The sequence below is a fragment of the Edaphobacter bradus genome, from assembly GCF_025685645.1.
In the GTDB taxonomy this organism is placed as follows: Bacteria; Acidobacteriota; Terriglobia; order Terriglobales; family Acidobacteriaceae; genus Edaphobacter; species Edaphobacter bradus.
In genome coordinates, this window is sequence record NZ_JAGSYF010000003.1 from 374,100 (window position 1) to 401,044 (window position 26,945).

Annotated in this window: 21 protein-coding genes; 11 read left to right on the forward strand and 10 right to left on the reverse strand. The window is 59.0% G+C overall.

Annotation, left to right across the window (positions count from 1 at the left end; all coding sequences use genetic code 11):
- Positions 1-86: 86 nt before the first annotated feature.
- The 4 genes from OHL16_RS13930 to OHL16_RS13945 form a co-directional block, all read right to left on the reverse strand.
- Positions 87-1,682: an MFS transporter gene (locus tag OHL16_RS13930; protein WP_263367777.1), complete on the reverse strand. Its 1,596-nt coding sequence runs from the start codon at positions 1,680-1,682 to the stop codon at positions 87-89.
- Between the two features lie 374 nt (positions 1,683-2,056).
- Positions 2,057-2,809, reverse strand: a complete 753-nt coding sequence (locus tag OHL16_RS13935) for a LytR/AlgR family response regulator transcription factor (RefSeq protein ID WP_263367778.1) — start codon at positions 2,807-2,809, stop codon at positions 2,057-2,059.
- Positions 2,806-3,915 (reverse strand): sensor histidine kinase, encoded by a 1,110-nt coding sequence (locus OHL16_RS13940; protein ID WP_263367780.1) that lies wholly within the window; start codon positions 3,913-3,915, stop codon positions 2,806-2,808. The genes OHL16_RS13935 and OHL16_RS13940 overlap by 4 nt, the downstream gene beginning before the upstream one ends.
- 273 nt (positions 3,916-4,188) lie before the next feature.
- Positions 4,189-5,313: a cellulase family glycosylhydrolase gene (locus OHL16_RS13945; RefSeq protein WP_263367781.1), complete on the reverse strand. Its 1,125-nt coding sequence runs from the start codon at positions 5,311-5,313 to the stop codon at positions 4,189-4,191.
- A 120-nt stretch (positions 5,314-5,433) separates the two neighbouring features.
- On the opposite strand from OHL16_RS13945, the gene OHL16_RS13950 reads away from it, so the two are divergent.
- The 3 genes from OHL16_RS13950 to OHL16_RS13960 all read left to right on the forward strand — a co-directional run bounded on the left by OHL16_RS13950 (position 5,434) and on the right by OHL16_RS13960 (position 9,496).
- Positions 5,434-6,507, forward strand: coding sequence for a ComEC/Rec2 family competence protein (locus OHL16_RS13950; RefSeq protein ID WP_263367782.1), 1,074 nt, complete (start codon positions 5,434-5,436; stop codon positions 6,505-6,507).
- A 182-nt stretch (positions 6,508-6,689) separates the two neighbouring features.
- Positions 6,690-7,541: an IclR family transcriptional regulator gene (locus OHL16_RS13955; protein WP_263367783.1), complete on the forward strand. Its 852-nt coding sequence runs from the start codon at positions 6,690-6,692 to the stop codon at positions 7,539-7,541.
- Between the two features lie 617 nt (positions 7,542-8,158).
- A complete protein-coding gene (locus OHL16_RS13960; protein WP_263367784.1) occupies positions 8,159-9,496 on the forward strand; it encodes an enolase C-terminal domain-like protein in 1,338 nt (445 codons plus the stop codon).
- A 60-nt stretch (positions 9,497-9,556) separates the two neighbouring features.
- On the opposite strand, the gene OHL16_RS13965 is transcribed toward OHL16_RS13960, so the two are convergent.
- The 6 genes from OHL16_RS13965 to zwf form a co-directional block, all read right to left on the reverse strand.
- Entirely contained in the window at positions 9,557-11,071 is a 1,515-nt protein-coding gene (locus OHL16_RS13965) for an NCS1 family nucleobase:cation symporter-1 (protein WP_263367785.1), read from the reverse strand.
- Entirely contained in the window at positions 11,071-12,471 is a 1,401-nt protein-coding gene (gene hydA, locus OHL16_RS13970) for a dihydropyrimidinase (RefSeq protein WP_263367786.1), read from the reverse strand. Before hydA ends, OHL16_RS13965 begins: the two co-directional genes overlap by 1 nt.
- 22 nt (positions 12,472-12,493) lie before the next feature.
- The gene (gene preA, locus OHL16_RS13975; protein ID WP_263367787.1) at positions 12,494-13,918 is read right to left on the reverse strand and encodes an NAD-dependent dihydropyrimidine dehydrogenase subunit PreA; all 1,425 of its coding nucleotides are present in this window, start codon (positions 13,916-13,918) and stop codon (positions 12,494-12,496) included.
- Positions 13,905-15,260, reverse strand: a complete 1,356-nt coding sequence (locus OHL16_RS13980; protein ID WP_263367788.1) for an NAD(P)-dependent oxidoreductase — start codon at positions 15,258-15,260, stop codon at positions 13,905-13,907. The genes preA and OHL16_RS13980 overlap by 14 nt, the downstream gene beginning before the upstream one ends.
- 208 nt (positions 15,261-15,468) lie before the next feature.
- Positions 15,469-16,719, reverse strand: a complete 1,251-nt coding sequence (locus OHL16_RS13985) for a Zn-dependent hydrolase (protein ID WP_263367789.1) — start codon at positions 16,717-16,719, stop codon at positions 15,469-15,471.
- Positions 16,720-16,788: 69 nt separating this feature from the next.
- Positions 16,789-18,171, reverse strand: a complete 1,383-nt coding sequence (gene zwf, locus OHL16_RS13990) for a glucose-6-phosphate dehydrogenase (protein WP_263367790.1) — start codon at positions 18,169-18,171, stop codon at positions 16,789-16,791.
- Positions 18,172-18,947: 776 nt separating this feature from the next.
- Here zwf and coxB point away from each other — a divergent pair.
- The 8 genes from coxB (at position 18,948) to OHL16_RS14030 (ending at position 26,945) form a co-directional block, all read left to right on the forward strand.
- Positions 18,948-19,985: a cytochrome c oxidase subunit II gene (gene coxB / locus OHL16_RS13995; RefSeq protein WP_396127200.1), complete on the forward strand. Its 1,038-nt coding sequence runs from the start codon at positions 18,948-18,950 to the stop codon at positions 19,983-19,985.
- Positions 19,986-20,008: 23 nt separating this feature from the next.
- Positions 20,009-21,694: a cytochrome c oxidase subunit I gene (gene ctaD, locus OHL16_RS14000; RefSeq protein ID WP_263367791.1), complete on the forward strand. Its 1,686-nt coding sequence runs from the start codon at positions 20,009-20,011 to the stop codon at positions 21,692-21,694.
- The gene (locus tag OHL16_RS14005) at positions 21,694-22,296 is read left to right on the forward strand and encodes a cytochrome c oxidase subunit 3 (protein ID WP_263367792.1); all 603 of its coding nucleotides are present in this window, start codon (positions 21,694-21,696) and stop codon (positions 22,294-22,296) included. The genes ctaD and OHL16_RS14005 overlap by 1 nt, the downstream gene beginning before the upstream one ends.
- Before the next feature lie 128 nt (positions 22,297-22,424).
- On the forward strand, positions 22,425-23,177 hold the full coding sequence (locus tag OHL16_RS14010; RefSeq protein ID WP_263367793.1) for a hypothetical protein: 753 nt from the start codon (positions 22,425-22,427) through the stop codon (positions 23,175-23,177).
- Positions 23,174-23,926, forward strand: coding sequence for a c-type cytochrome (locus OHL16_RS14015; protein WP_263367794.1), 753 nt, complete (start codon positions 23,174-23,176; stop codon positions 23,924-23,926). The genes OHL16_RS14010 and OHL16_RS14015 overlap by 4 nt, the downstream gene beginning before the upstream one ends.
- Positions 23,927-23,964: 38 nt before the next feature.
- Positions 23,965-24,603 carry a QcrA and Rieske domain-containing protein gene (locus OHL16_RS14020; RefSeq protein ID WP_263367795.1) on the forward strand — a complete coding sequence of 213 codons (639 nt, stop codon included), beginning with the start codon at positions 23,965-23,967 and terminating at the stop codon, positions 24,601-24,603.
- The gene (locus OHL16_RS14025; protein ID WP_263367796.1) at positions 24,591-26,084 is read left to right on the forward strand and encodes a cytochrome b N-terminal domain-containing protein; all 1,494 of its coding nucleotides are present in this window, start codon (positions 24,591-24,593) and stop codon (positions 26,082-26,084) included. The genes OHL16_RS14020 and OHL16_RS14025 overlap by 13 nt, the downstream gene beginning before the upstream one ends.
- A gap of 18 nt (positions 26,085-26,102) precedes the next feature.
- Positions 26,103-26,945 carry a cytochrome c oxidase assembly protein gene (locus OHL16_RS14030; RefSeq protein WP_263367797.1) on the forward strand — a complete coding sequence of 281 codons (843 nt, stop codon included), beginning with the start codon at positions 26,103-26,105 and terminating at the stop codon, positions 26,943-26,945.

Sequence of the window (26,945 nt, forward strand, 5' to 3'; positions counted from 1 at the left end):
GGTCCGTAAAACAGCTGCGGAGATGGCCCGAAGATGTGTCCGCGGTCGAGTTTTTCTTGCTTGCAGCATTTCGCAGCGCCCGCGATTCATTGCATTTTCCTCAAGTCCTTGAAGCTGATCTTGCCGGGTCTCAGGAGCAACATGAGGAGAAGATAAGCGAACACCACCCACACGATCAGGATGAATCCATCTGACGTTGCCAGTGTGTAGGCCTGTGCTCGTACTTGTTGACTCAGAATGGCGACCGCACGATGCTGTGCCACTTCTGGCCCGGTGGAATATGGAAGCATTGCTCCGGTTAGCATATGCAGTCGGTTATCGGTAAGCCAACTGCCGGTCTGGAGATGGAGCCCCAGCATGTTCGAGTGAAATTTCTCGCGAACCGAAATGAAGCGGGTCAAGACAGTCACGCCGATCTGACCGCCGAAGATACGAATAAAGTGCATGAATCCGGAGAATGTGGCTGCATTGGCGGCGCTTGTCAAGGCACCCGCTTCGAGCCCCTCCAGGACTATGCTGCTCACCAATCCAATGTATGTGCAAGCCAAGGCGCATGCCAGGAGAAGTTCTACTGACTGAAAGCTATTTCCCGCCCACGAAGTATCCACATGTGACCAAAGCCAACAGCTCACCGCGCCCGCGGTGAGCCCCACCGCCAGAACCATCCGCGAGTTGGTGTAGATGATGGTTGTGGCAACCAGCCATACGACTACAAACATCGGTAATGCCACCCAGGCAAGGGTGTGGCCAGTCTCAAGGGGCCGGTAATGTTGAATGTTGCCCAGAAATCCGGGGACGAGCACAATTGCGGCCAAGTGCATGAACTTGAATACAAAAATCGATAGAGCCAGAATGATGATGTTTCGAGTGTTCAGGAACTTAAGATTCAGAACTGGGTTTGGCTCGTAGAGCCGACGCACGACTGCCGCGGCCAACAGGAAGACTCCCGCAGCGGACATCGCGACGACCGTGGCCGAGTTGAACCAGTCAAGACGCTCCCCTTGATCCATAGCGCCATACAGTAGAGCGAGGCCCATACTGAAGTAAACGAACCCCTCCCAGCTGGGTTTCGGGTCCGCAGCAGGCCGGCGCGGGATTCCGTAGTAGACGCAGACCATCATCACCGGAGAGAAGAGCGCGGCAGTCCAGAATATCCACTGCCAGGCCCGGCCCTCCATAAACCAACCTTCCAGCAAGGATGCAAAGTTGCTGACGAAGACGATGTCCGCCGCATAGGCTGCGATTCCGAAGATGATCAGCCGCTTCGGAAGGATGGTCAACACAAAGGTCATCGTAAGCGAGTAAAAAGTGCCTGAGGAAATACCTGCGAGCACAACCAAGACCAACATTGTTTGGTAATTCGGCGCAAAAGGCAGCACCATGGAAACGACCATAAAAATCGCAGCAGCCGGCAGCAAGATTCTGCGCGGCCCCCAAAAGGCGTTCAGGAAGACGATAAAGACACCACTAAACATCGTCGCCATATTGAGTGCGGTCGGAAGCCATGAGGCCCCGTCGAAACTGAGACCGAGGGCGCCCCGCAGGTCCGGGAGGCCGACACTGAGCAATCGGCTGTTCAGCGTGGCAAGTCCCGCACCGATAAAGACCGCCAGGATCCCCACGTATGGATTGGTGGTGACCGGGATCGATGAAGGTTGCGGGACTTTCTCTGAATCGTTCATCCGGCCCTCCGAGGCGACGGGTGACCACCTTGTAGCAACTGTGCGCCGCTTAACCATCGGCGCGCGATACAGAGCTCTAAAGATAATCCGCTCTACCGCGGGATGCATGCAAGAAATCTGTGGGTGAGTGATTTGGGAAAAAGATTCCTCCCCATTCGGCTTCCCATTCGACTTCGCTCAGGGCAAGCTGCTCAGGGCGGGCTGCTGCGCTGCGGAATGACAACAAGAGAACAGGCAACGGCTAAAACGAACGCAAAGTACGCAAGGGAAAGGGAACGGTCGCAAAGGCAAGGCAACTGCGAAAGCAGCTGTCTCCTGTGCTTCGCTCCGGTCGGGATGAAGGATCTATCGTGACCTGCAATTAATTAACGATGCTAGCGCCCCATCCAGTGCTTGATGCGGGAGCGATAGGTTCGGCTCATCGGGATCCTCTGGCCGTTGCGGAGGACTACACCGTAGTCTCCGTCGTTTTCGGGACGGACCTCCTTGACGTACTGGAGGTTGACGATGGAGGAGCGGTGGACGCGGAGGAAGGTGCTGGGGTCGAGCTTCTCCTCGATGCGCGACATGGTCTCGCGGAGGAGGTGCGACTCGGACTGCGTGCAGATGCGGACGTAGTTCTCCTCGGCGCCGATCCAGCAGATCTCCGAGACGGGAAGGAAGAGGATGCGGCCCTTGGATTTGAAGACGATGCGCGTAGTGTAGGGGCTGCCGTTCTTCGCTTTGCCGGTTTGGGCCTGCGGGTTCTGTCGCAGGTTCTTGATGTGCTGGAGAGCGCGCTGCGTGGCCGCGCGGAAGCGCTCGAGCGTGAAGGGCTTGAGCAGGTAGTCGACGGCGTGGATCTCAAAGGCGCGCAATGCGTAGCGATCGTACGCTGTCGTGAAGATGACTGAGGGCATGGAGTCCCCGACAGTTTCGGAGAGACGGCCGATGACGTCGAAGCCGTCCATGTCGGGCATGCGAATGTCGAGGAACAGCAAGTCAGGCTTAGCCGTGCGGACCAGGTCAATGGTCTCGGCGGCGGTAGCGCCTTCCCCGACCACCTGAATCTCGGGAATCTCACGTAGCAAATGGCGCAGCTTCTGCCGTGCCAGAACTTCATCGTCTGCTAATACGGCCTGAATCATGTGACACCATACCTTGTTGTGTTCGTTTCAGGGGAGTGGGAACCAAAGAGGAGCGGGAGTGTCATGACAACCTGCACACGCCGGTCTTCTATCTCGGAGAGGAAGAGGCTTTGATCTGCGCCGTAGTGCATGCGCAGACGGTTGCGAACGTTGGCGAGACCGACTCCTGTGCCGGAATTGTCGCCGTTGGAGGCCAGGGCGAGGCCCCGGCCGGAGTTGGTGACGCAGAGGCGCAGATGCGAGTCCTGCCGCGATGCCTCGATGGAGAGCAGGCCGCCAGAGTTGATGTGTGACAGGCCGTGGCGGTAGGCGTTTTCGACGATGGGCTGCAGGATCATGGTGGGAACGAGCGCGTCGTGAAGACGCGGGTCGATCCGCATCTTCTGTTCGACTCGTCCGCAATACCTTCGGCCCTGCATGGCGAGGTACATCTCGATGAACTCCATCTCGTCGCTGAGAGGGATAAATTGGGCGTCTCCGCGATGGAGGGTGATACGTAACAGACCGCTGAGTTGTTCCAGCATGAGGTCGGCGGCGGCGATGTCGGTGCGCATGAGGCTGGAGATGCCGTTCATCGTGTTGAAAAGAAAGTGGGGATTGAGCTGCATGCGAAGCGCGCGCATCTGCGCTTGCACGAGTTGTGACTCGAGCTGTGAGGCCGTCCTCTCCTTCTCGCGGTAGCGCTGGTAGTAGCCGAGGCCGCGGAAGAGGAAGAAAGCGGACCAAAAGATGACCATGCTATCCACGAACTCGGCGTCGAGCTGAAAGGCGAGCCGCGTCCAGAAGTGCATGTTGGGATGCCCCATGGGAAGGTGTGGAAAGAGGAGGACCCAGATGACCTCTTCGACGAAGCAGACTGCGATGCTGAGGGGAGCGAAGAGCAGCAGGATGGTCCGCAGTCCGCCATCGTTGATTTGCGGGCGAAGCAGCATCCAGAGGAGCCAGCAGATGGTTCCCCAGAGGAAGTACTGGGCCCCCCAGGCGCGAAGGAGCAGGCCGAGGTCAATGTGCATGTGGTAGTTCCATGAAAGCGAATGGACCCACTCCTGCACGCCAAAGAGAAAGCCGAGCACCGTCGCACTCCCGATGAACACGAGAGGGTGCATGAAGAGCGGCTGATTGAAATCACGCTTCCATCTTAAAAAAGTCAGGGGCTTGTCCTCGGCTTTCGTGGGCTTTCGTAGGCTTTCCTGCCTTCCGCTCACGGGCAATGGAAAAAACAGCTGACGTGAAGATGCGATTTTGACCCGTGGGAGTGTCTTGCACTGCATAGACGCAGGAAACTACGCATCGGTTATCGCCCCGGTTCCGCGATAAGGCCTGAAGAGTTATTCATCCCGGGATTTGGTCGCTTCGTCACAAAGAACGGCACTTGGCTGCTACTTTGCTGTGAGCGTGGGCGGGGTTCCGCGGCCGGTGAGGGCGTGGATGAGGTCGACTTCGTGCTGGCGGTAGGGGGTGAGGTCCGGGTGGAAGACGTCGTGGAACCAGATGGTTGGCTGAGAGAGGACGTAGGGATGCAGCCAGGAGTCCCAGGGGAGGTAGGTTTGGGTCTTGCCAGCGACGAGGCCCCAGTTGATGGCAGCTACGTTGAGTTGTTTGGCGAGGGGGAGGACGGTGTCAAAGGTGCTGCCGCTGCCGCGAGCCATATACTCGGTGCAGAGGATGGGGCGGTGCAGGGGCTCGAGCGATTTGACGCGGGCCTCGAAGTCCTCAGGCCAGCCGTAGTTATGGAAGGTGATGATGTCGGATTCGGCGAGCTGGATTTTGGTGACGGGGCTCTCCTGGGCGGGGTCGGTCCAGTCGCCGGTCCAGACACCGCTGGTGAGGGGCTGGGTGGGATGGACGGAGCGTGCCCAGGCGAAGGTCTTCGGCAGGAGTGCGGCGACGAGCTCTGCCTTGTTCTTAGGCTCGCCGGGCCTGCCGCTGGTGTTGTCGGGCTCGTTCCAGATGTCCCAGCCGAGGATGCGGTCGTCGTTTGCGAAGGCTCCGACGACTCCTTTGACATAAGCCTCAAGTTTTGGCTCGTAGGCGGGGTCGGTGAGGCCGGGGGCTCCGGGGCTCTGGACCCATCCGGAGTTGTGCACGCCGGGGATGGGAGGGTGCTGCGGGCCGAGATGCGGGTTGGGCTCCCAGCAGGAGTCGAAGAGGACGAGCAGCGGGCGAATGTGGTGCTTCGCGGAGATGGCGAGGAAGGCGTCGAGGCGCCGGGTGAACCCTTTGGGGTCCTGCTCCCAGAGCTGGTCCTGGAGGAAGACGCGGACGGTGTTCATGCCGATGGATTCGGCGGCTCCGAGCTCGCGGTCGTTGAGCGCGGGATTGAAGGTTGCAGCCTGGAACATCTCAAGCTGGTTGATCGCGTCGGAAGGGACATAGTTGGCACCGACCAGCCAGGGCTGGCGGGCGTACCAGTCGTTGGCTTGCTGCTCGGTCCAGCGGCGCTGAGCCAGAGCCGAGGTAGCCAGAGAGAGCGTGAGGCACAGAAAGATCGCCAGATTTCGCATTGGCGAAATGATACGTGTGGCGGAAAGAACAGAACAAGGTACTGTACGAAGTGACGGATTTGGTTAATGATGAATGCCTAAAATCGTTTAGGCCAAACAAGCGAACCGGGTGGGCAAGAAATGAAACGAACAGGCTGGGTGAGGCGAAGGCTATGGGTTTACGCCGTTTCAGTGGCCGCAGTGCTGGCACTGCAGGCGATGAATATTGCAGGCGGCCAGAGCACAAAGGGCGGCGGGGGCAGGCTCAAGGTCTACTTTGTGGATGTGGAGGGCGGTCAGGCGACGCTGTTTGTGACTCCGGCGGGACGCTCACTGCTGATCGATACGGGCTGGCCGGGCAATGATTTCCGCGATGCGAGCCGGATCGTTGCGACAGCCAGGAGGGCGGGGCTGCGGAAGATCGACTATGTTCTGATTACGCACTACCACGTAGACCATGTGGGGGGACTGCCGCAGCTGCTGGAACGGATTCCGGTGGGCGCGGTGATCGACCACGGCCCCAACCGCGAGATGGACCAAGGCCCCACCGAACACGGCTATGAGGCCTACCTGAAGGCGATCGGCGACAGGAAGATCAGGCGGATTACCGCGCATTCAGGGGACGTGCTGCCGATCATCGGAATGAAGGCTACTGTTGTGAGCTCGGACGGCGATCTGGTGACGAGTCCGCTGGCCGGCGGAGGCGGGGCCAATCCTTATTGCAAAGATTCTGAGACGAGACCAACGGACGAGACCGAGAATGCACGGTCGGTCGGAGTGCAGATCGTCTTCGGCAAGCTGAAGCTGCTGGACCTGGGCGACCTGACGTGGGACAAGGAGATGGAGCTTATGTGTCCGGCGAACAGGCTGGGCACGGTCGATGTGTTGATCGTCTCGCACCATGGGTCGGATCTGAGTTCGAGCCCGGCGCTGGTAGGCGCGCTGGACGCGCGGGTGGCCATGATGGACAATGGCGCGAAAAAAGGCGGGTCGACGCCGACGCTGGACACGATCAGAAAGGCTCCGGCGCTCGAGGCGCTGTGGCAACTGCATTACTCGGAGGAGGGTGGCACGGAACACAATACTCCGGAGGAGTTCATTGCCAACCCGGAGGGGGTGGACGGCGAGTATCTGGAGCTGATCGGCAGCGGAGACGGCAGCTTCGATGTGATGAACTCGCGGACGCGGAAGAGCGTGCACTACTCCGCGCGGTAGCGGTGGGCATCTCAGCGTGATTGCGAACTGGGGAAGAGGCAGATTCTTCCCCATTGGTTTCCCATTCGACTTCGCTCAGGGCAAGCTGCTCAGGGCGGCTGCTGCGCTACGGAATGACAACCAAAAAGGCTTGAGTGCGGTTTTGTTCGACAGCCGGGGGGAGCTTTGTTACCTTGTGTGGGATGCGATCCGTTGCTCCTCGTACCCCGTCGATCAAGCCAAGCGGCAAGAGATATTACCCAACCCCAGCGCTCGAGAAGGGGCTGGACATTCTCGAGTTGTTCGCCAGCACTCCTGAGGGAATGACGGTGAGCGAGGTTGCGCGGCGGCTCAACCGCACCATGTCGGAGATCTTCCGCATGCTGCTGTGCCTGGAGCAGCGCGGGTATCTGGCTCAGTCCGGTGCGAAGGACCGATATCATCTGACACTCCGGCTCTTCCGTATGGGGCAGGAGCATCCGCCGACTAAGCGCATGGTGGTGGAGGCGATGCCGATCATGCACCGCGTAGCGTACGAGACGCGGCAGTCGTGCCACCTGGGCGTTCTGGACGGAGGACATGTCGTGATCATCGCGCAGGTGGACTCGCCTGAGTCGACGGGCTTTTATGTGAAGGTGGGGTCGAAGGTCGACCTGATGCATGCATCGACCGGACACGTGATTCTGGCGCACCAGGATGAAGATGCCAGGGAGAGAGCGATCCAGGAGTGGGCGATTGAGACAAAGAAGAAGAAGCCCGCCGACCTGGGTGATCACCTCGACAAGATTCGCCAGCGGGGCTATGAGCGGCGCGCCAGCTATGAGGTGACAGGTGTGGTAAATATCAGCTTCCCGGTCCTGAACTCGCAGGGCAATGCCGTGGCCGGACTGACGGTGCCTTATGTGAAGCGGATCGAGGACACGATCGGGGTACAGGAGATTGTGAATGCGCTTCGGCTGGCGAGCCGGGAGATCAGCGTAGCGATCGGCGCGGTGCTGGAGAGTGAACCGGTCCAACAGGAGCCAAAGCATCGCACTGCGAAGGCAAAAAAGTAGCCCTGCCGGTATGAGATAGCGGTGGTAGGGCTTTGTGGGGAGTAGTGTGATAAAGACCTAGACACCGCTCGCGACTTGTTGTTGCGGACGAAATCGGTGTTTTGTTTCGGTATGGCGTCGCACTCGCGCCGGGGGCCTATGTTGAGCAGATAATTGCCGCCGTCGTGAACTCAGGAGATCAGTTGCGGATGACGGTCTTTGACGACTTCCAATTGTCGTCGGCACGCTGGTAGCCCCAGGAGTCGTTGAGGGTTATGCGGCTCTCCTAGGCTCGGCTGCCTGTCTCGGCCACGATCTTTTGCTCGGGCGTGGAGAAGCGTCCATTGCGTTTTTGTTCTTCAAAGTTGAATTTGAGACGAGCCTGCACGAAGGGTCTTCCCGATGCCGTGTGACAGGGGCCGGAAAACTGCAGCTCGACTGCAGCAGAGTTGTAATGGGCAGTAATTGATAATTGTCAACAATAAAAAATATGTTTTAAGAATCTTCATTTTTTCTTTACCCTCTTTTGTCTGAGAACAGCTATTTAGCCAATTTCGAAGTATGATTTCATTTACAAAGAATCGCTTCCGTAAATGGAAATTCAGGAGCTGGCCCGAAAGGATGCGTTAAGAGAGACCGTGAGCGAAATCATCATTACCGACATCCGCGTCATCGATCTGAGGTTTCCGACGTCGCGCGAGAGCATTGGTTCGGATGCGGTGAATAAGGACCCGGACTACTCGGCGGCGTACTGCATCCTTGAGACGAACACGGGGCTCGAAGGACATGGACTCACGTTCACACTGGGGCGAGGGACGGAGTTGTGCGTCATGGCGCTGGAGTACCTGGGCCATGTGGTCAAAGGCCGCTCGCTGGCTTCGCTAACCGAAGATATGGTTGGCTTCAGCCGTGCGTTGACCGATGAGAGTCAGTTCCGGTGGCTCGGGCCGGAGAAGGGCGTGATTCACCTCGCCGCAGGCGCTCTGATTAATGCTGTGTGGGACTTGTATGCGCGGGCGGAGAAGAAGCCCTTGTGGCGTCTGCTGGCGGGGATGGAGCCGAAACAGATTCTTTCTGCCGTCGATTTTCGCTACATCGATGATGCGTTGAAACCTGAAGAAGCGCGGGAGATCTTAGAGGCAGCACAGGCAGGCAAGGCCGAGCGGATCGCTGTGCTGGAGCGCGATGGGTATCCGGCGTACACGACCTCTGTGGGATGGTATGGATTCAGCGATGAGAAGATCCGCAGGCTGTGCCACGAGGCGCTGGCCGACGGGTGGACCAGGTTCAAGCTGAAGGTCGGCGGCGATCCCGTGAACGACCTGCGGCGGGGACGGATCGTGCGCGAGGAGATTGGCTGGACGAACAAGCTGATGGTGGACGCCAACCAGAAGTGGGGCGTCGAGGAGGCGATTCAGCGAACGCGCGAGTTGGCCGCGCTGGATCCATGGTGGATGGAAGAGCCTACCAACCCGGACGACATTCTGGGCCACGCACGCATTCGCGCTGAGGCCGCGCCGATCCGGATCGCGACGGGAGAGCACTGCCATAACCGTGTGATGTTCAAGCAATTTTTCCAGGCGAAGGCGATCGACGTGTGCCAGATCGATAGCTGCAGGGTTGCGGGAGTGAATGAGAACCTCGCGATTCTACTGATGGCTGCGAAGTTCAAGGTTCCGGTGTGTCCGCATGCGGGCGGCGTGGGCCTGTGCGAGTACGTGCAGCATCTCTCGGCGTTCGACTTTGTCAGCGTCTCAGCGACTATGGAGGACCGCGTGATCGAGTATGTGGGCCATCTGCACGAGCACTTTGTTGATCCGGTGCGCATACGGCGAGGGAGGTATCTGATGCCGGAGATGCCGGGCTACAGCATCGAGATTCGCGCGGAGTCGCTGCAGCGATACCGCTTCCCGGAAGGTGAGGCCTGGCGCGCTGAGGAAGCGCAGGAGACGGCCATCGCGGAGAGTGCGCATTGAGTCCGCTGCGGGGTTCCAGATGGTTTTGTGCGCCTCGGCCGCTATGAATGCGCACTCAGGCTATTCGGCTGTAGACAGGATGACCTCGGAGCGCGGCGCATCAGCGTGGCCGCGCATCAGCATGGTGTAGACGGTGCCAGCGGTAAAGAATCCGACGAACCAGGCGTAGTCGTAGAAGTGCACTAGAACGCGCACAACGTGATGTCCGCCAATCAACCAACTCGCTCCGACGCCGAGGCGATTCAGTACGATACCGGTAAGCGCCAATAGGACTCCGGTGATGAGTGCGACGATCGCACGCGGGTTGATGCCGCTTGAATACTCGTAGACTCCGTTGCGCCGGTAGAGCGAGCAGACATCAAGCCTTCTCCTGCGAATCAGGAAGTAGTCGGCGACCATGATTCCTGCGACCGGGCCAAGCAGGCCGGAGTATCCGACGAGCCAGCCGAAAATGTACGAACCGAAGGTCGCCATCAGCTTCCACGGCATCATTGCGAGGCCGAGGAGACCGGTGATGAGGCCTCCGGTGCGGAAGGAGATGTAGCGCGGCGCGAGGTTGGAGAAGTCGTTGGAGGGGGAGACGACGTTGGCGCCGATGTTGACGTTGAGGGTAGCGATGAGGATCGAGATGAGCGCGAGGAATGCGATGAACGGCTGATGGAAACGCCCGAGCAGCGTGATCGGCGACCAGATGGGTTCGCCGAAGATGACTGCCGACGCGGAGGTAACGGCGATGCCGATGAAGGAATACAGCGTCATCGCGACGGGAAGCCCAAAGGCCTGGCCGACAATCTGGGCATCCTGGTTCTTTGCGTAGCGCGTGAAGTCGGGGATGTTGAGCGAGAGCGTCGCCCAGTAGCCAACCATCGCGGTAAGAGAAGGAAAGAAGAAGCGCAGGAAGCTTCCGGTGGAGTGAAACTGGCTGGGTGCAGCGAGCATGGGACCGAAGCCGCCAGCCTTTTGGAGCATCCACACGAGCAGAGTGAGCGACATGCAGAAGAGAAACGGCGCGGAGAAGCTCTGGAGGAAGCGGATGGATTCGACACCACGCCACACGACCAACATGTTCAAGAGCCAAAAGCCGAGGAAGCAGGCCCAGAGCACCCACGGCATTCCCTGTGCGGCGGGCGAAAGAACATAGATCATCTGCGCGATGGATTGGCCTCCGATCCACGACTGAATGCCAAACCAGCCGCATGCCACAATCGCGCGCAGGATCGCTGGAATGTTTGCCCCGCGCGTGCCGAAGCTTGCGCGCACGAAGACGGGGAACGGAATGCCATATTTCGCGCCCGCGTGCGCGTTGAGGATCATGGGGATGAGGACGATGAGGTTTCCCAGCAGGATGGTGAGGACAGCCTGCTTCCAGTTCATGCCGCCAGCGATGAGCGAGGAGGCGAGCATGTAGGTGGTGACCTCCATCGACATGGAGAACCACAGCGCGATGTAGTTGTAGGTGCTCCAGGTGCGGTGTTCCGGTGTGGTGGGCGCGAGGTCGTGATTGTAGAGGCGCGCGTCGGCGTTCGCGATTCTTTGCGCTGTATCCGTCGCGACAGAAGAGCCGGTGGGGATCACTAGGCGAACCCTCCTGCGTTGGCTTCGCGCTTGAGAAAGCGGCCACGGCCGACTTCTCCGATCCACTCGCCATCTTTCACGACGAGATCACCGCGCGAGAAGACGTGTTTTGCGTTTCCGCGGACCTTCCAGCCTTCGAACATGGAGTAATCGGTCGCCATGCGCTGCGTTGCGGCGGAGATGGTGTAGTCGGCGTTCGGGTTCCAGAGGAGGATGTCGGCGTCCTTGCCGGGTGCGAGCGTGCCTTTCTTCGGCATGCCGAAGATGCGTGCTGGAGCGGTGCAGGCCAGCTCGACGAACTGCTCTGGTGTAAGGCGGCCGGAGTTGACGCCGAAGTGCCAGAGGATCTGCATGCGGTTTTCGATACCGGGGCCGCCGTTGGGGATCTTGCTGAAGTTATTGCGGCCAAGGGATTTCTGATCGGCGAAGCGGAAGGGGCAGTGGTCAGTGGAGACGACGGCAAGCGAGCCTTTCTCGAGCGCCTGCCACAGCGGCTCCTGGTTCTTCTTCTCGCGGAGCGGAGGCGTGAGGACATATTTCGCTTCATCCCAACTCTTGCCGGGCATCTGATCTTCGAGCGAGAGGACCAGGTACTGGATGCAGGTCTCGGCCATTGCGCGGGCTCCGCGTGCCTGCATGAACCTGAGCTCGTCCAGGGCGTACTCGTTGGAGAGGTGCACGATGTAGACTGCTGCGCCGGTCATGTCGGCGAGTGCGATGGCGCGGTGGGTCGCTTCGGCCTCGGCTTTGGGCGAGCGCGAGAGCGCGTGGTAGTGAGGCGCGGTCTTGCCCTCGGCAAGCATCTGCGCGACGACGACATCGATGGCGCTGCCGTTTTCGGCGTGGACGCAACAGAGCGCGTTGAGTGCGGCGGCTTTCTGCATGACCCGGAACATGAGACCGTCGTCGATCATGAGGACACCGGGATAGGCCATGAAGAGCTTGAAGGACGAGATGCCTTCGGCGACCATCTCTTCCATCTCACGGAGGCCGCGCGAACAGTCGCCGCCTCCGAGATCGGTAACGGCCATGTGGAGCCCATAGTCGATGCACGCTTTGCCGCGCGACTTGCCGCGCCAGGTATCGTACGCCTCGCGCATGGTGTGGCCCATGGACTGGAGCGCGAAGTCGATAACGGTGGTTGTGCCGCCGACTGCGGCGGCGATGGTGCCGGTACGGTAGTCGTCAGCAGAGACCGTGCCGCCGAAGGGCATATCGAGATGCGTGTGCACGTCGATTCCGCCGGGCATGACGAAGAGGCCGGTGGCGTCGACCACAGTGTGATCAGCAGCGGAGAGGTTCGGCGCGACCTGTGCGATGGTCTCGCCTTCGATGAGGACGTCGGCCTTCTGCCGGCCGTCGGCGTTGATGACGGTTCCGTTCTGAATCAGCATTCCCATTGATGCTTCTCCGGTTGTGCGGTTATCCGTTGGTGTTCATGACCTCGCGCGCGCCTTCGGGGACGAGTCCTGCGGAGGTGCGTTCATCCCAGTTCTGCGGCGGCAGGCCGTTGTTGATCTGCTCCATCGTGATGCAGTTCTCGACCGGACAAACGAGCGCGCAGAGGTTGCAGCCTACGCAGTGCTCTTCATCGACGCGCGGAATGCGCTCGAGCGGCGTGATTGCGCTTGAATGGGCAGCGCCGCCGGAGTCGAGCTTGGGGATGGGCGTGGTCGAGATGCGTTGGGCCGACGTAGCCTCCACCATTGCCGGCGTACGCGTGGTGTCGGGCGCAGGAGCAGTGCGGTCGAGGTGGATGCACTGGTGTGCGCCGTCCCAGCAGGCGGTGTAGCAGAGCTGACAGCCGATGCAGAGATCCTCGTGAATGCGGGCGACGATCTTGTAGTTGAGGTTGAGGTACTTCCAATCGGTGACGTTGGGCAACGAGAGGCCGCGGAAGTCGTCGATGGTCGTGAAGCCTTTCTCTGCCATCCACGCGAGGAGGCCGTCCTGCATGTCCTCGATGATGCGGTAGCCGTAGTGCATTACCGCGGTGCAGACCTGTACGTTGCCGCAGCCGAGCAGGATGAACTCCGCTGCGTCGCGCCATGTGCCGATGCCGCCGATGCCGGAGAGGGGAAGCGCGGCTGCGGGATCCGATTGCACCTGCTGGACCATGTTGAGCGCAATGGGCTTAACTGCAGGGCCGCAGTAGCCACCGTGCGAGCTCTTGCCGTCGACGTTGGGGTTCGGCTGGAAGTTGTCTAGGTTAATGCCGGTGATGGAGTTGATGGTGTTGATGGCGGAGAGCGCATCGGCTCCAGCGCGCTTGGCGGCGCGGGCGGGCATGCGGATGTCGGAGATGTTGGGCGTGAGCTTGACGATGACGGGTGTGCGCGCCTTCTCTTTGACCCACGAGGTAATCTGCTCGCAGTACTCAGGCACCTGGCCGACGGCCGAGCCCATGCCGCGCTCGCTCATTCCGTGCGGACATCCGAAGTTGAGCTCCAGGCCGTCGGCTCCGGCGTCTTCGGCGCGCTGCACGATCTCGTGCCAGGTCTCGCGCTTCGACTCGACCATCAGTGACGCGATGACGATGTTCTTTGGATATCGGCGCTTGACCTCGGCGATCTCGCGCAGGTTGACCTCTGTGGGCCGGTCGGAGATGAGCTCGATGTTGTTGAGGCCCATCATGCGGTGTCCGTCCCAGTCGATCGACGAGTAGCGCGAGCTGACGTTAGTGATGGGGGCGCCGATGGTCTTCCATACGGCGCCGCCCCAACCGGCGTCAAAGGCACGCATGACCTGCTCGCCGCAGTTGGTGGGTGGAGCCGAGGCCAGCCAGAATGGGTTCATACACTTGATGCCGGCGAAGGTGGTTTCGAGAGTTGGCTTAGGCGTGGACATGATTGCCCTCCAGCCAGGCAGCGATACCGATGCCTGCTCGTTTGCCGTCGGCGACGGCGTCGACGACCTCGCGGCCGCCGTTGGTGCAGTCGCCGCCGGCGAAGTACTTCGGGTTCGAGGTCTGGCCGCTGACGCGATCGATGACGATACGGCCACGCTCGAGCTGGATCGTCGCGCTCCCACTCCCGTTGGGGAGAAACGTGGTGTGGGTTCCCTGACCAATCGCAAGAACGACGAGGTCGATGGGCAGCGTGAACTCTGAGCCCGGCTCCAGGATGAGCGAGCCGTCAGTTGTGGGGGCGAGTCGCGTGAGCTGGAGCGACTCGACGGAGCCGGTGCCGCGGATGGCGGTGGGCTGCACGTGCCAGAAAAAGTTCACTCCCTCCTGTTTGGCGTGTTCGTACTCAAAGGAGAAGGCCGACATGTGCTCTGCTCCGCGGCGGTAGATCATGTGGACCTCGACGGCGCCGAGACGGACTGAAGCAATCGCGGCATCAATGGCGGTATTCCCTGCCCCGACGACGGCTACGCGCGCGGGAGACGTGGTGATTAATCCGGACTTGTAGCCGGCGATGAGGTCGAGTGCGTTAGTGACTCCCGCGAGTTGCTCACCAGCGACACCGAGCTGGTGGATGCCTCCGAGACCGATGCCGAGAAAGATCGCATCGTGGGTGCTCTCAAGCTGGGCAAGCAGCGCCGCGTCGACCGGCGTCTCGAAGCGAAACTCCACGCCAAGCTGGGCAAGCAGATCGATCTCGTGCAGGCTGTCGGCGAGCGTCAGCTTGTACTCGGCGATGCCGTAGGTGTTGAGTCCTCCGGGAAGCGGGCGGGCGTCGTGGATCGTTGCGCGAATGCCCCTGCGGCGAAGTTCGGCGGCACAGGCCAGCGAGGCGGGTCCGGCGCCGATGAGCGCCACGGATCGGCCAGTCTCCTCACCGGGCTCAAAGGGCAATGGATTACCGCTTGCATGAAAGGAGTCCATGGCGAACTGCTGCAGGCGGCCGATCTGGATAGGCTGCTTGTTATAGCGGTGCATCACGCAGGAGCCCTCGCAGAGCACATTCACCGGGCAGGCCCTCGAACAGCTTGCGCCGAGGATGTTCGCATCGAGAATCGTGCGGGCAGAGCCTGCGAGATTGCCGCTGGCGATCTTCTTGATAAAGCGCGGGACGTCGATGTGCGTGGGGCAGGCGGCCGTGCAGGGAGCGTCGAAGCAGTAGAGGCATCGGTTGGCCTCTACTGTGGCTGCCTGGCTGCCCAGCGGGGGATGGATATCGCCAAACTTCGCCGCGATTTCAGGCGCAGGAGAGAACTGTTGCCGGTATGACGCTCGTTGACTCATCGTGCAGAATTCCTCCCGTAACAACGAAAAACCGAAATACGAGACTGACGGATCACGGACGCTGACATGACCCTCCTTGAAATTCACCGATTCAGATCAGGAGTGATAATTATGCACCATAGAAGGGTCATAGCGTTATAGAAGAGTGATCGCTATCGCCCATTCTTTACAACACGTCTCCGGGCCGGACGCTCGGTTATTCATAGCCTCATTGTGAGTTACGTCCGCCTAACCAATTCAACGTCTTGTGGGCGAGCCGGTCGAAGGCCTGCACTGCAAGCTCGAGATGCTCCTTCCTGGTGTCTTCGGCCTTGTTATGGCTGAGGCCGGCGAGCGATTGCGTGAACATCATCACCGTGGGGATTCCGGCGCGCGCAACCTCGGCGGCATCGTGCAGCGGGCCGGAAGGAAGGCTGTGCGAGACGCCCGCAGTCTCGCGAATCGCCTCCTCGCAGAAGCCTATCAGGCGCGAGTTGAAGGGGATCGGCTCGATGTTCCAGATTTTCGACCACTCCACGGAGCAGCGTTCTTCGGCGGCGAAGCGCTCGCTGGCGGAGTGGGCCTCCGTGAGCATGGAGGCGAGAACGCCTGCGTCAAGATCGCGCATGTCGAGCGTCGTCTCGCAACGGCCAACCACAGCGGTCACGATACCGGGGAAGGTCTTGACGCTGCCCATGGTCGCCACCGAATCAGGGTGCTTGCGGGCGATTGGGCGAATCTCAAGCGCGAGCTTTGCGGCAGCGGCCAACGCATCGCGACGCACCGCCATCGGCGTCGAACCGGAGTGTGCCTCCTGGCCGTGAAACGTAATTGTGTGGCGCTCGACTCCCTTGGTTCCCAGCACGGCTCCGAGCGGAAGCTGCTTCGCCTCGAGCACAGGCCCCTGCTCGATGTGAAGCTCGAGATAGGCGGAGGCGTTGCGACGTTCGACCGCAGCGTCGCCGATCCTGTCGATCAGAACGCCACAGTTCTTTAGAGCGTCTTCCAGACGTACCCCGTCGCGATCGGTTCGGCCTCGATCGGTCGCGATGGTCTGCGTGCCTGCAAACGCAGAGGAGCCTAAGAGGCTCCGACCAAAGCGCGCGCCTTCCTCATCGGCCCAGTCAACCACACGAATTGTGAAGGGCGGTCTGCCATTGAACTCCTCCTGCAGGCTGCGTAGAACCTCAAAGCTAGCCAGTACGCCCAGGCAGCCATCGAGCCATCCGCCGTTCGGAACTGAGTCAAGATGACCGCCTAGAATCAAGGCGCGATCGGATTCTCCGGGAAGCGTCGTCCACGAGTTGCCGGCTGCATCGAGATGGTGCTCGAATCCCAGGGCCCTTCCCTTCTCCTGAAACCAGGCACGGGCCTTGAGCCACGTCGGGCTCCAGGCTACGCGCTGTGCGCCATTAGCATCGGCTGTCAGGGAACGTAGCTCTTCCAGATCAGAGACTACTCTTCGCGGATCAAGCGGCATTTCCTCTTCCTCCAGGGACGAAGTATGAGGATAACCGCACTTGGCATCTATGTGTGGGAGAAAGTCTTCCTAGTCCTCCTCGATACATGGCCTGTGCCAACCGCCTGTCGGAAGAACGCTCTGGTAGGCCTCCTTAGGCCCCCACGTCTGCGGTGCATACGGATAAATCGGTGTATCAGCCTTCAACACCGGATCGACAATCCTCCAGGCCTCTTCGACGTAATCCTGGCGGGCGAACAGCGTTGCATCTCCGGCCATGGCATCGCTCAACACCCGCTCGTACGCTTCCATTTCGCCGGGGTGCGGGTGGCGGCTAACGACGAGTTCCGCGCACTCTCGTTTTCCGCCTTCAATGGGGGGAGGTACCGAGACGCCCATCGCTACCGTAGTCGCAGGATTCAGGCGGAACCGCATGTAGTTCTGTGGCGAGTCCGCCGGGATGATATTAGGCAGCGGGAGGCGACGAAAACGGGCGATGATCTCAAGGCATGTCGCCGGCAGATTTTTCCCTGCACGGATGTAGAAAGGAACTCCCTGCCAGCGCCATGAGTTCAACTCCAGCCGAAGCACCGCGAAGGTCTCGGTCTTCGAGTCCGGAGCCACTCCCTTCTCCTTGAGATAACCCTCAAACTGCCCGCGAACGAGATCTCTCGGCTCGATCGGCGGAATGGATTTCAGCACCTTGACCTTCTCGTCGCGCAGGGATTCACTATCGTCGCGCGCGGGGGGCTCCATCGCCAGGTTACACATCACCTGAAAGATGTGGTTCTGGATGACGTCGCGAATCGCGCCAGTCGGATCGTAGAACGCACCTCGACCCTGGATCCCGAAGTTCTCTGCCATGGTGATCTGCACGCTCTCAACGTGATCGCGATCCCATATCGCCTCAAGGAAGGGGTTCGCGAAACGGAAGCTGACCATGTTGTAAACGGCGTTCTTTGCGAGGTAATGGTCTATGCGGAAGATAGACGATTCATTGAACGCGGAGAGCAAAATCAGATTGAGCTCCTGGGCAGAAGCCAGATCGTGGCCAAACGGCTTTTCCACGATCACGCGCGCGCCTTTGGCCGAGCCAGACTTTACCAACTGCTCCACAACCGTCTCAAACATCGATGGCGGAATCGCAAGATAATGCGCAGGATGACGTGCGTCGCCGAGTGCGGTTCGCACGGCCTGAAACGTGGCCGGATCTGCGTAGTCACCGTCGACGTAGCGAAGCAGGCCGCTCAGCTTGGGCCATGCTTCGGCATCGAGGCCGCCGTGCTGCTCCAGACTGTCTTTGGCTCGCGCCCTCATCTGGTCAAGATTCCATCCAGCCTTCGCGACGCCAATCACCGGGACGTTGAGCGTCCCGTGCTTGATCATCGACTGCAACGCCGGGAAGATTTTCTTGTACGCCAGATCTCCCGTGGCACCAAAAAACACCAGCGCGTCAGAATGGGGATTGCTCACAATTCCCTCCTTTGTGGCTGATCCCAACCACTGACCGGAATCAGCTTCGTGCACGGGGTTTCCGCGCCGGCATGCAGAATGACGAGACATAGCTTGCGCGAGCAGTATATGACAATAGTTGACGCTACTTACATTGGCATCAGGTGATGGAACCGACGACCTGTAACGGGCGGAATTTTAGCAGAAGCGGCGATACCGGCGCTTCCTCAAGTCACCCCGAACGAAGGCCTTTTATGAGCAATTTCATAGCGAGGGCTACCGCGCGTTTTGATGTTTCGGTCGTCCCCGGGCTCGAAGCTGCATGATGCGAGACCGGCCACCTCATCTGGAATTTGATAACGGCAAAAGGGGCACTTGACGCCGCAACGCGGAAGCGAGATTATCATAGTCCGCCAGAGGTTCTACATACTGCGTAAATTGAACCACTTGACGCTTTAGGCCCCCTAGATTTCAAAAAATCGGTTTTGAAAGCCGGCCGTTGCGCTCGCAGTGCCTCAGACAGCGCAAGGCGCCCGGGAGAGCCAGCATGATTCAACGAGTTTTTATGACTGCTGGCGACTCCGGCAATAGGTAACGCTAACAATGCAGGCACCTAGACCAAAGGCACAGTGGAGCAGAAGCCGCGACTCCGTATTTGCACTGAAAGCGTGCAGTGAACAAGGAGATAAGACCAACTAGAGGTCTAGGAATTTGTACGGCAAATGATCCTACCCGGGTGAAATGCCATGCTGCCTATCGATCAGGTTTGCGTCTCATCACGCGCTCGGCAACGGGGGATGCTTTCTTCTCTGCATCTCCGGTCAATACTGCTGCCTTGCATATTGTCCCTGACTGCAGGCGCCGCATTGGGACAGTCTGCTACAAGCATCTTTAGTCCTGCGGCAAGTCCCGCCCAGTGGGAGTACGGGCTTTCCATGCTTGTCCTTTCGGTTACGCTCGTCATCTTTTTAGTCGTCGGAGGTCTGCTGCTTTATGCGGTCATCCGGTTTCGGCAGAGACCAGAAGATTCGGAGCGAGAGCCGCCCCAGATCTACGGCAGCGAACAGATTGAACTTTCGTGGACGGTCATTCCAATCCTCATCGTGGTGATGCTCTTCCTCTCGACTACGCGGGTGATTCTTGAGACCGAGGCAGCTGCCAAACCCGCCAGTGCGCTCGACGTAACCGTGATCGGTCACCAGTTCTGGTGGGAGTTCCGCTATCCCAAGTACGGAGTCGTTACCGCAAACGAACTGCATGTGCCCATGAGTGATCCAGCGCGGCCCACGCCGACCTACCTTGCGATGTCCTCGGCCGATGTCTCCCACAGCTTCTGGGTTCCCCGGCTGGCGGGAAAGATGGATGTGATTCCAAACCGCCTGAACACGATGTGGATCGATCCGTGGGCACCAGGACTTTATCTTGGGCAGTGCGCTCAGTACTGTGGAACGCAACACGCGAAGATGTTGCTGAGGGTATATGCACAGTCGCCAGCGGACTTTGCCGCGTGGATCAAGCAACAGCAGCAACCTGCGGATCAGGACCTATCGAACAACTCCGCAGCGGCGGAGGGACGAACCGTGTTTATGCACAGCGCTTGCATCAACTGTCACACAATCACAGGAACACCAGCGACTGGGCGCTTCGGGCCAGACCTCACGCATTTAGCAAGCCGGGACACGATTGCCTCAGGTCCGGTACAGAACACGGCCGAGAACCTTAGAAAGTGGATTGATAATCCCGACTCAATGAAGCCCGGCGTATTGATGCCGTCGATGCATTTGAATGATCACGATCTCGACGTTATTACGGCATATCTAACCACGCTTCACTAACGGCCACGGAAAGAAGCGCAGACATGGCTAACTCTACTCCAGTAATGGAAGCGATCGATCAGACGATTGAGAGTAAGCGACGCCCTCCCTCCGACGTGATCACCGAATGGGTGTCAACGGTGGATCACAAGAAGATCGGCATCATGTACATCGTGTATGCACTGATCTTCCTCCTCATCGCGGGTGTGGAAGCGATCATTATGCGCATCCAGCTTGCAGTCCCGAACAATGATTTCGTCAGTCCGCAGGTCTTCAACAGGATGTTTACCATGCACGGCACGACGATGGTGTTCTTCGTCGGCATCCCAGTTCTTTTCGGTTACGGCAATTACCTCGTTCCGCTGATGATCGGCGCACGCGATATGGCATTTCCGCGCTTGAATGCCTTCGGCTTCTGGATATCGGCCTTCGGCGGCCTGTTGCTCTACTTCAGCTTCTTCGGAGGGGATGGACTTTACGGAGCCGGCTCTGCACCGGATGTCGGATGGTTTGCCTATGCTCCTTTAACCGCAAAGGTGTTCTCGCCTGGTAATAATACTGACTATTGGACATTAGGGGTCCTCCTCAGCGGCATTGGGACAACAGCAACCGCGCTTAACACTGTAACGACCGTGATCTCCATGCGATGCAGAGGCATGACCATGGGCCGCCTGCCACTCTTCACATGGCTGATGCTGATCACTAGCTCCATGATATTCGTTGTGGTGAGTCCACTTACTGCGGCGCAGATCATGTTGATCCTGGACCGCTATCTTGGTTCACACTTCTTCGATACGCAGGCAGGCGGCTCGGCTGTACTCTGGATGCACTTCTTCTGGATCTTCGGCCATCCTGAGGTGTACGTCCTGGTTTTACCCGCCTTCGGTTTCGTCAACGAGATCATTCCTGTCTTCTCTCGAAAGGCGGCGTTCGGTTATCCCGCGATGGTTGCGGCTTCGGCGGGGATTGGCTTCGTCAGCCTGAGCGTGTGGGCACATCATATGTTCACGGTAGGACTAGGGCCGGCCGGCAATACTTTCTTTGTCTTTTCGACCATGGTGATCTCGGTCCCTACTGGCATCAAGATCTTCAACTGGCTCGGGACTCTCTGGGGAGGGAAGATCATCTTCACCGTCCCTATGCTGTTCTGTATTGCCTTCCTCTTTCAATTTCTTGTTGCAGGCTTGACCGGCATCATGCTGGCGGCGGCCCCATTTGACTGGCAGTTGGGCAACTCCTACTTTGTCGTCGCTCACTTCCACTACGTGCTGGTTGGCGCGATCGTCTTTGGGCTCTTCGCAGCGTTCTATTACTGGTACCCGAAGATAACTGGGCGGATGATGAGCGAGACTCTGGGCAAGTGGCACTTCTGGCTCTTTGTCATTGGCTTCCACCTGTGCTTTGACTTCATGCATATTCCGGGGCTGCTCGGCATGCCGCGGCGTATCTATACCTATGAGGCAAGTCGCGGTTGGGAGACGTTGAATCTGATCGTGAGTGTTGGGGCCATCTTTCAGGGCGTCGCTGTCTTGATCCTGGTCTACAATCTCGTACGCTCCTACTACCGGGGCGAGAAGGCCGGCCGCGACCCATGGGATGCATGGACCCTGGAATGGGCGGTTCCGTCTCCACCGCCGGTCTATAACTTCGCTATCGATCCCAGCGTAAATAGCCGCCGCCCGCTTTGGGACCTCAAACATCCGGAAGAACCGGATTCGGACTACGAGTGATGCAAACGGCAAGTGCAATCCCGATCAACGAGCAGGGCGGAGCGCCGTGGGTATTGCCGAGCCGCGGCATCATCGGAATGGTCTGCCTCATCATCGCCGAATCTGCGATCTTTCTTATCTTTGTGGTCGCGTACATCTTCTACATCGGGAAGAGCCTCACAGGGCCGTATCCGAAAGAGGTGCTTGAACTGCCGATCTTCGGCACAGTATGTCTGCTCTCCAGTAGTTTCACGATCCATCATGCCGTAGCGGCGCTGCGCAAGAGCGATACCCGTGGCTGCCTGCTTGGTCTCGCAGGAACGGTCCTGCTCGGAGGGATCTTCATTGCAACGACCGCGAAGGAGTGGTACCACCTTATCTACCACGAAGGGCTGACGGTTCGCACCAACTTATTTGGAACGACCTACTACTCGCTGGTCGGTCTGCACGCCTCTCACGTCATTGTCGGGTTGATCATGCTCGTGACTGCGCTTGGACTTTCGCTCGCTGGCCGCGTGAGGGAAGAGCATGCGGAACGGCTCGAGGTGCTGTCGCTTTATTGGCATTTTGTCGATGGAGTCTGGGTCGTGGTGTTTACAGTCGTGTACATATTGGGCAGATAGTGCTGGATATCGAAGAGGGAGCGGGAGGCGACACGATGGAAGATCCCAGAATCGCAAAGCCAGTAGAATCCGTCCGACTCCCTGCGTCGACGGCGTGGCCGTTCGTACTCGCATTGGGGATCTCTCTGATGTTGACGGGACTGGTGACACATTGGGTGCTCAGCCTTCTTGGAGTTGTGCTGTCACTGATGGCGGCCGTCGGTTGGTTCTTCCAGATTTTCCCCCACGAACATCACGTCGATGTGCCCGTGGTGGCCGAGAGCTTTGAGATTGCAAGTCCACGTTCAACAAAAGCGCTGATTTCTATCGACGAAAAGCATCGAAAGATGCTACCGATTGAGACCTTCAACGTAATGTCAGGGGTTAGAGGAGGGATAGCAGGGGGGATCGCCATGATCATACCTGCGGCTCTCTATGGTCTATTCCGATATCACAGCATATGGTATGCGGCCAACCTCCTGGCTGCAGGCGGATTTGTCAGCTGGGCGAACGCGAGCAACGAGTTTCTCGCGCAGTTTCACCTACAAGGCCTGCTGGCTGCTTCAGGGATTCATGCTTTGGCTTCCCTACTCGTGGGCCTGCTGTACGGCGCGATGCTGCCTATGTATCCCAGGAGACCAATTCTGACATGCGGGTTTATAGCGCCGCTTGTGTGGACAGGCTTGCTGCACTCGGCACTCGGCATTATCAGTCCAATTTTGAATCAGCGAATCGACTGGATTTGGTTCATCGCTTCGCAGATCGCATTTGGCCTGGTCGCCGGCTATGTCGTCAATCGGCACGTGAAGGTACGTACAGCGCAGTTTCGGGCTCTGCCGTTTGCTGTTCGTGCTGGAATCATCGCCACCGGCCTGAGCGAAAAGAAAGAAGACGAACGGTGAGAACGACCATGTTGAGGATTGCTACATTGAACACCTTGGTGACGGTTGCAGGTCTCCTCTGCCTCGGGTGTGATCGCATTCCTGGTCGCCCCGGGCCTGGGCCGGAGGTGGTACGGCCCGAAGAAGTGCTCGACTTTGACGTCCTCTATAAGACGAACTGCTCCGCTTGCCATGGTGACCACGGCAAGGGCGGAGTCGCGATCTCACTTGCGAACCCGGTGTATCTGTCGCTCGCAGGAGAGGAGAACCTACGCCAGATCACCAGCAAAGGCGTGCCGGGCAAGTTGATGCCACCCTTTGCAAGAGATGCGGGTGGTATGTTGACCAATCAACAGGTCAATGCCATAGCGCACGGCATGATTGAGCATTGGGGACAGAGGGATCTTTCTGCGGCTCAGGACGGCCCGCCATACGCAGCCGCTGGTTCGGGTGATCCCATTCAAGGACAGCAAGCGTTCGCCGCTTATTGCGCGCGATGCCATGGAGCGAACGGCGAAGGAACCGCAGCCGACACTACCGCGAACAAAACGAAGAAGATTGGCTCCATCGTCGACGGCTCCTATCTTGCGCTTATCAGTGATCAGGCCCTTCGTAGCACCGTGATAGCCGGAAGGCCGGACGAGGGAATGCCCGACTGGCGCTCGGATGGCGCTCAGCCCATGACGGATGGCCAGATCACAGATATCGTTGCGTGGCTTGCTTCAAAACGTGTCGCCAATCCCGGCCAGCCATATCCGACGCACCCTTGAAGGGTTCCCAGGCCAGTACGTCGACAGGAGCAACTGAGATGAATACCGGTGAAAATAGTCCGCAGACAGAGATGGCCAACAAGAATGCTTCCCTGAGTTCGCGAAGGACATTCCTGTTCAAACTCTCCCTTCTGCTAAACGGAGCCGTCGGCGCGGTCCTTGCGGTGCCTATCATTGGTTATCTTTTGGGGCCAGCCGCGAAGGGGGCGAGATACAACAATTCATGGATCACACTCGGTCCATTGAGCAACTTCCCCGAGGGGGAGACGCGTCTGGCCAACTTCCGCAATCCGGTGACAACCTCGTGGGATGGCCAAACTGGAGATATTCCGTGCTGGGTTCGACGGATCTCCGGAACAAGCTTCCAGGTCTTTGCAATCAACTGCGCGCACCTGGGTTGTCCGGTGCGTTGGTTCGCTCAGTCGAAGCTCTTCTTGTGCCCCTGCCATGGAGGCGCCTACTATGCCGACGGAAGACGCGCCTCTGGACCACCCGAGCGCGGCATGTTCGAGTACGAATATAAAGTCGTTGGAGATGAGTTGATGATAAGTGTCGGCAAGATGCCGACACTGGCCGAAGAGGCAAGCATTTCGCCGCCACTCACTCAGATTGCAGGAGCACACCGGCTCTCCGCGTTGGAAAAGCCAAAACCGAGGTGCGGATCATGCCCAGGATGAAGCAACGCGTCACTGAACTGTATCTCTGGTTCGAGCGTCGGCTCGGCCTCGGCAAACCCATGATCGATGCGGCCGAGCATCCGGTGCCTGAGAACACTTCGAGCTGGTGGTACGTCTTTGGCAGTGCGGCGACAGTGCTCTTTGTGCTTCAGGTCGTGACGGGAGTACTGCTCGCGCTCGTTTATGCGCCTTCGGCCGGCAATGCATGGAGCAGCCTCGAGTTCCTCGATCACAACGTGAAGCTGGGATGGTTCCTGCGCGCGCTGCATGGCTGGGGCTCCGATTTCATGATCGCCGTCGTCGTAATCCACATGGCGCAGGTCTTTTTCTTTGGGGCATTCAAGTTCCCGCGCGAATTGACGTGGATCATCGGCGTCTGTCTGCTGCTGCTTACGCTGGGGATGGCGTTCACCGGGCAGGTTCTGCGTTTCGATGCGGATGCTTACTGGGGTCTCGGAATCGGGGCCTCCATTATCAGCCGCGTGCCAGTTATCGGCGGGGCACTCGTCGACATATTGCTGGGAGGCCCGATTATCGCAGGTCCAACGCTCAGTCGCTTTTTTGCCATGCATGTCTTCGTCATTCCGGGGATACTGCTGGCACTGGTCGGCCTGCACGTCTGGATGGTCCTTCGTCTTGGCATCAATGATTGGCCGATGCCCGGGCGCATCGTTCGCAGAAGCACGTACATTCGCGAGTATCACGAACTCACGCACCAGACCGGAATCCCCTTCGTGCCTGACGCCGCCTGGAAGGACGCTATCTTTTCCGCGGCCATCATGCTGGCGGTTATCGCGTGCGCTCTTCTCTTCGGCCCCTTCGGCCCCACGGGACAGCCGGATCCGACCATTATCGAAACCGCGCCCAAGCCTGACTTCGCGTTTCTTTGGATCTATGCGGTGCTTGCGTATCTGCCGCCAAACCTGGAAACCCCTTTCATGCTTATCGCCCCGGTCCTCGGCATTGGTGCAATGCTGCTGCTTCCACTGGTCGCGGGAGAGGGGGAGAAGCATTGGTCACGCCGACCCGTCGCAGTCCTGATGTTGACGGTCATCGCAGTGATGCTGGGAATCTTTACGCGCCTCGGCACCTACACGCCGTGGAGCCCAATCATGACGGCGTGGGCCAGTGACCCGATTCCGGCGGTTTACCTCCACGATCGAACTCCACTCGAGAGACAGGGCGCGCTCGTCTTCCAAAACAAGCAATGCCGCAACTGTCATTCCATTGGGGGAGCCGGAGGTTTGCGCGGACCTGCACTGGATAACCTCGCGAACCAAATGACGGAAGATCAGATTATTCGGCAGGTACTCCAGGGCGGCGGCAATATGCCGGCCTATGGCAATGCACTCAACCCCGCAGAGACCACGGCTCTGGTTCGTTTCCTCACCACGCTGCGGGGAAACAATCTTCCCGCCGCTGTCGACGCATCACGGCAGATGGTTCTTTCCGGTGAAAAAGCAACACCCAAGGGGCATTAGTGCATATACCCTACCCTCATGCCACCTGAGTTTCGGGCGGTCTTTGAAGATTGGTCGCCGCCTCTCCTCCTTACCGGAAGCCTACTCCTCTGCGGCATAGTCTACGCGAGAGGCTTTCTTGCGATTCGAAAGACGCGCGCGTCCCAGTTTCCCATCTGGCGGCTGGGGGCATTTTTCCTGGGGCTTGTTACCATCGGGATTGCAATCGCGTCACCGCTTGACGGATTCGCGGATGTGTCGCTGAGCGCCCACATGGTGGAGCATCTCCTCCTGATGTCGTTCGCTCCACCGCTTCTACTTCTCGGAAACCCCATCGTCCCGACGCTCCGCGGACTGCCTCAATCAGTGATGGTCCGACTCTTCGGGCCGTTGATGCGCTCTAGATTGCTTCGGGATTTAGGCCACTTACTGATCTCTCCGCTCGTTGCATGGCTCGCGATGAACCTCGCCTTTCTTGGCTGGCATGTGCCGGCGGCCTATGACTTCGCCCTCGATAACGAGCATTGGCATGAGGTCGAGCACCTGTGTTTTGTGGGAACCTCAATTCTGTTCTGGTGGCCCCTTATTCGACCGTGGCCCATGAGACAAAACTACTCACGCTGGCTGCTGCTGTTCTACCTGGTCATGGCTGATATCGTGAACACCGCGCTTTCGGCGTTTCTCGCCTTCTGCGACCGGCCAGTGTACGCGTACTACCTGCGCACACCGAATCCCTTCCACATCTCTCCCCTCTCAGACCAGCGCGCGGGCGCGGTTGTGATGTGGGTTATCGGATCATTGATCTTTCTTGTGCCTGCCGTGTTCATCACGTTCGGACTTCTGCGGCACAATAAGCAGTCAGTGTTCGCCTCTTCAAATTGA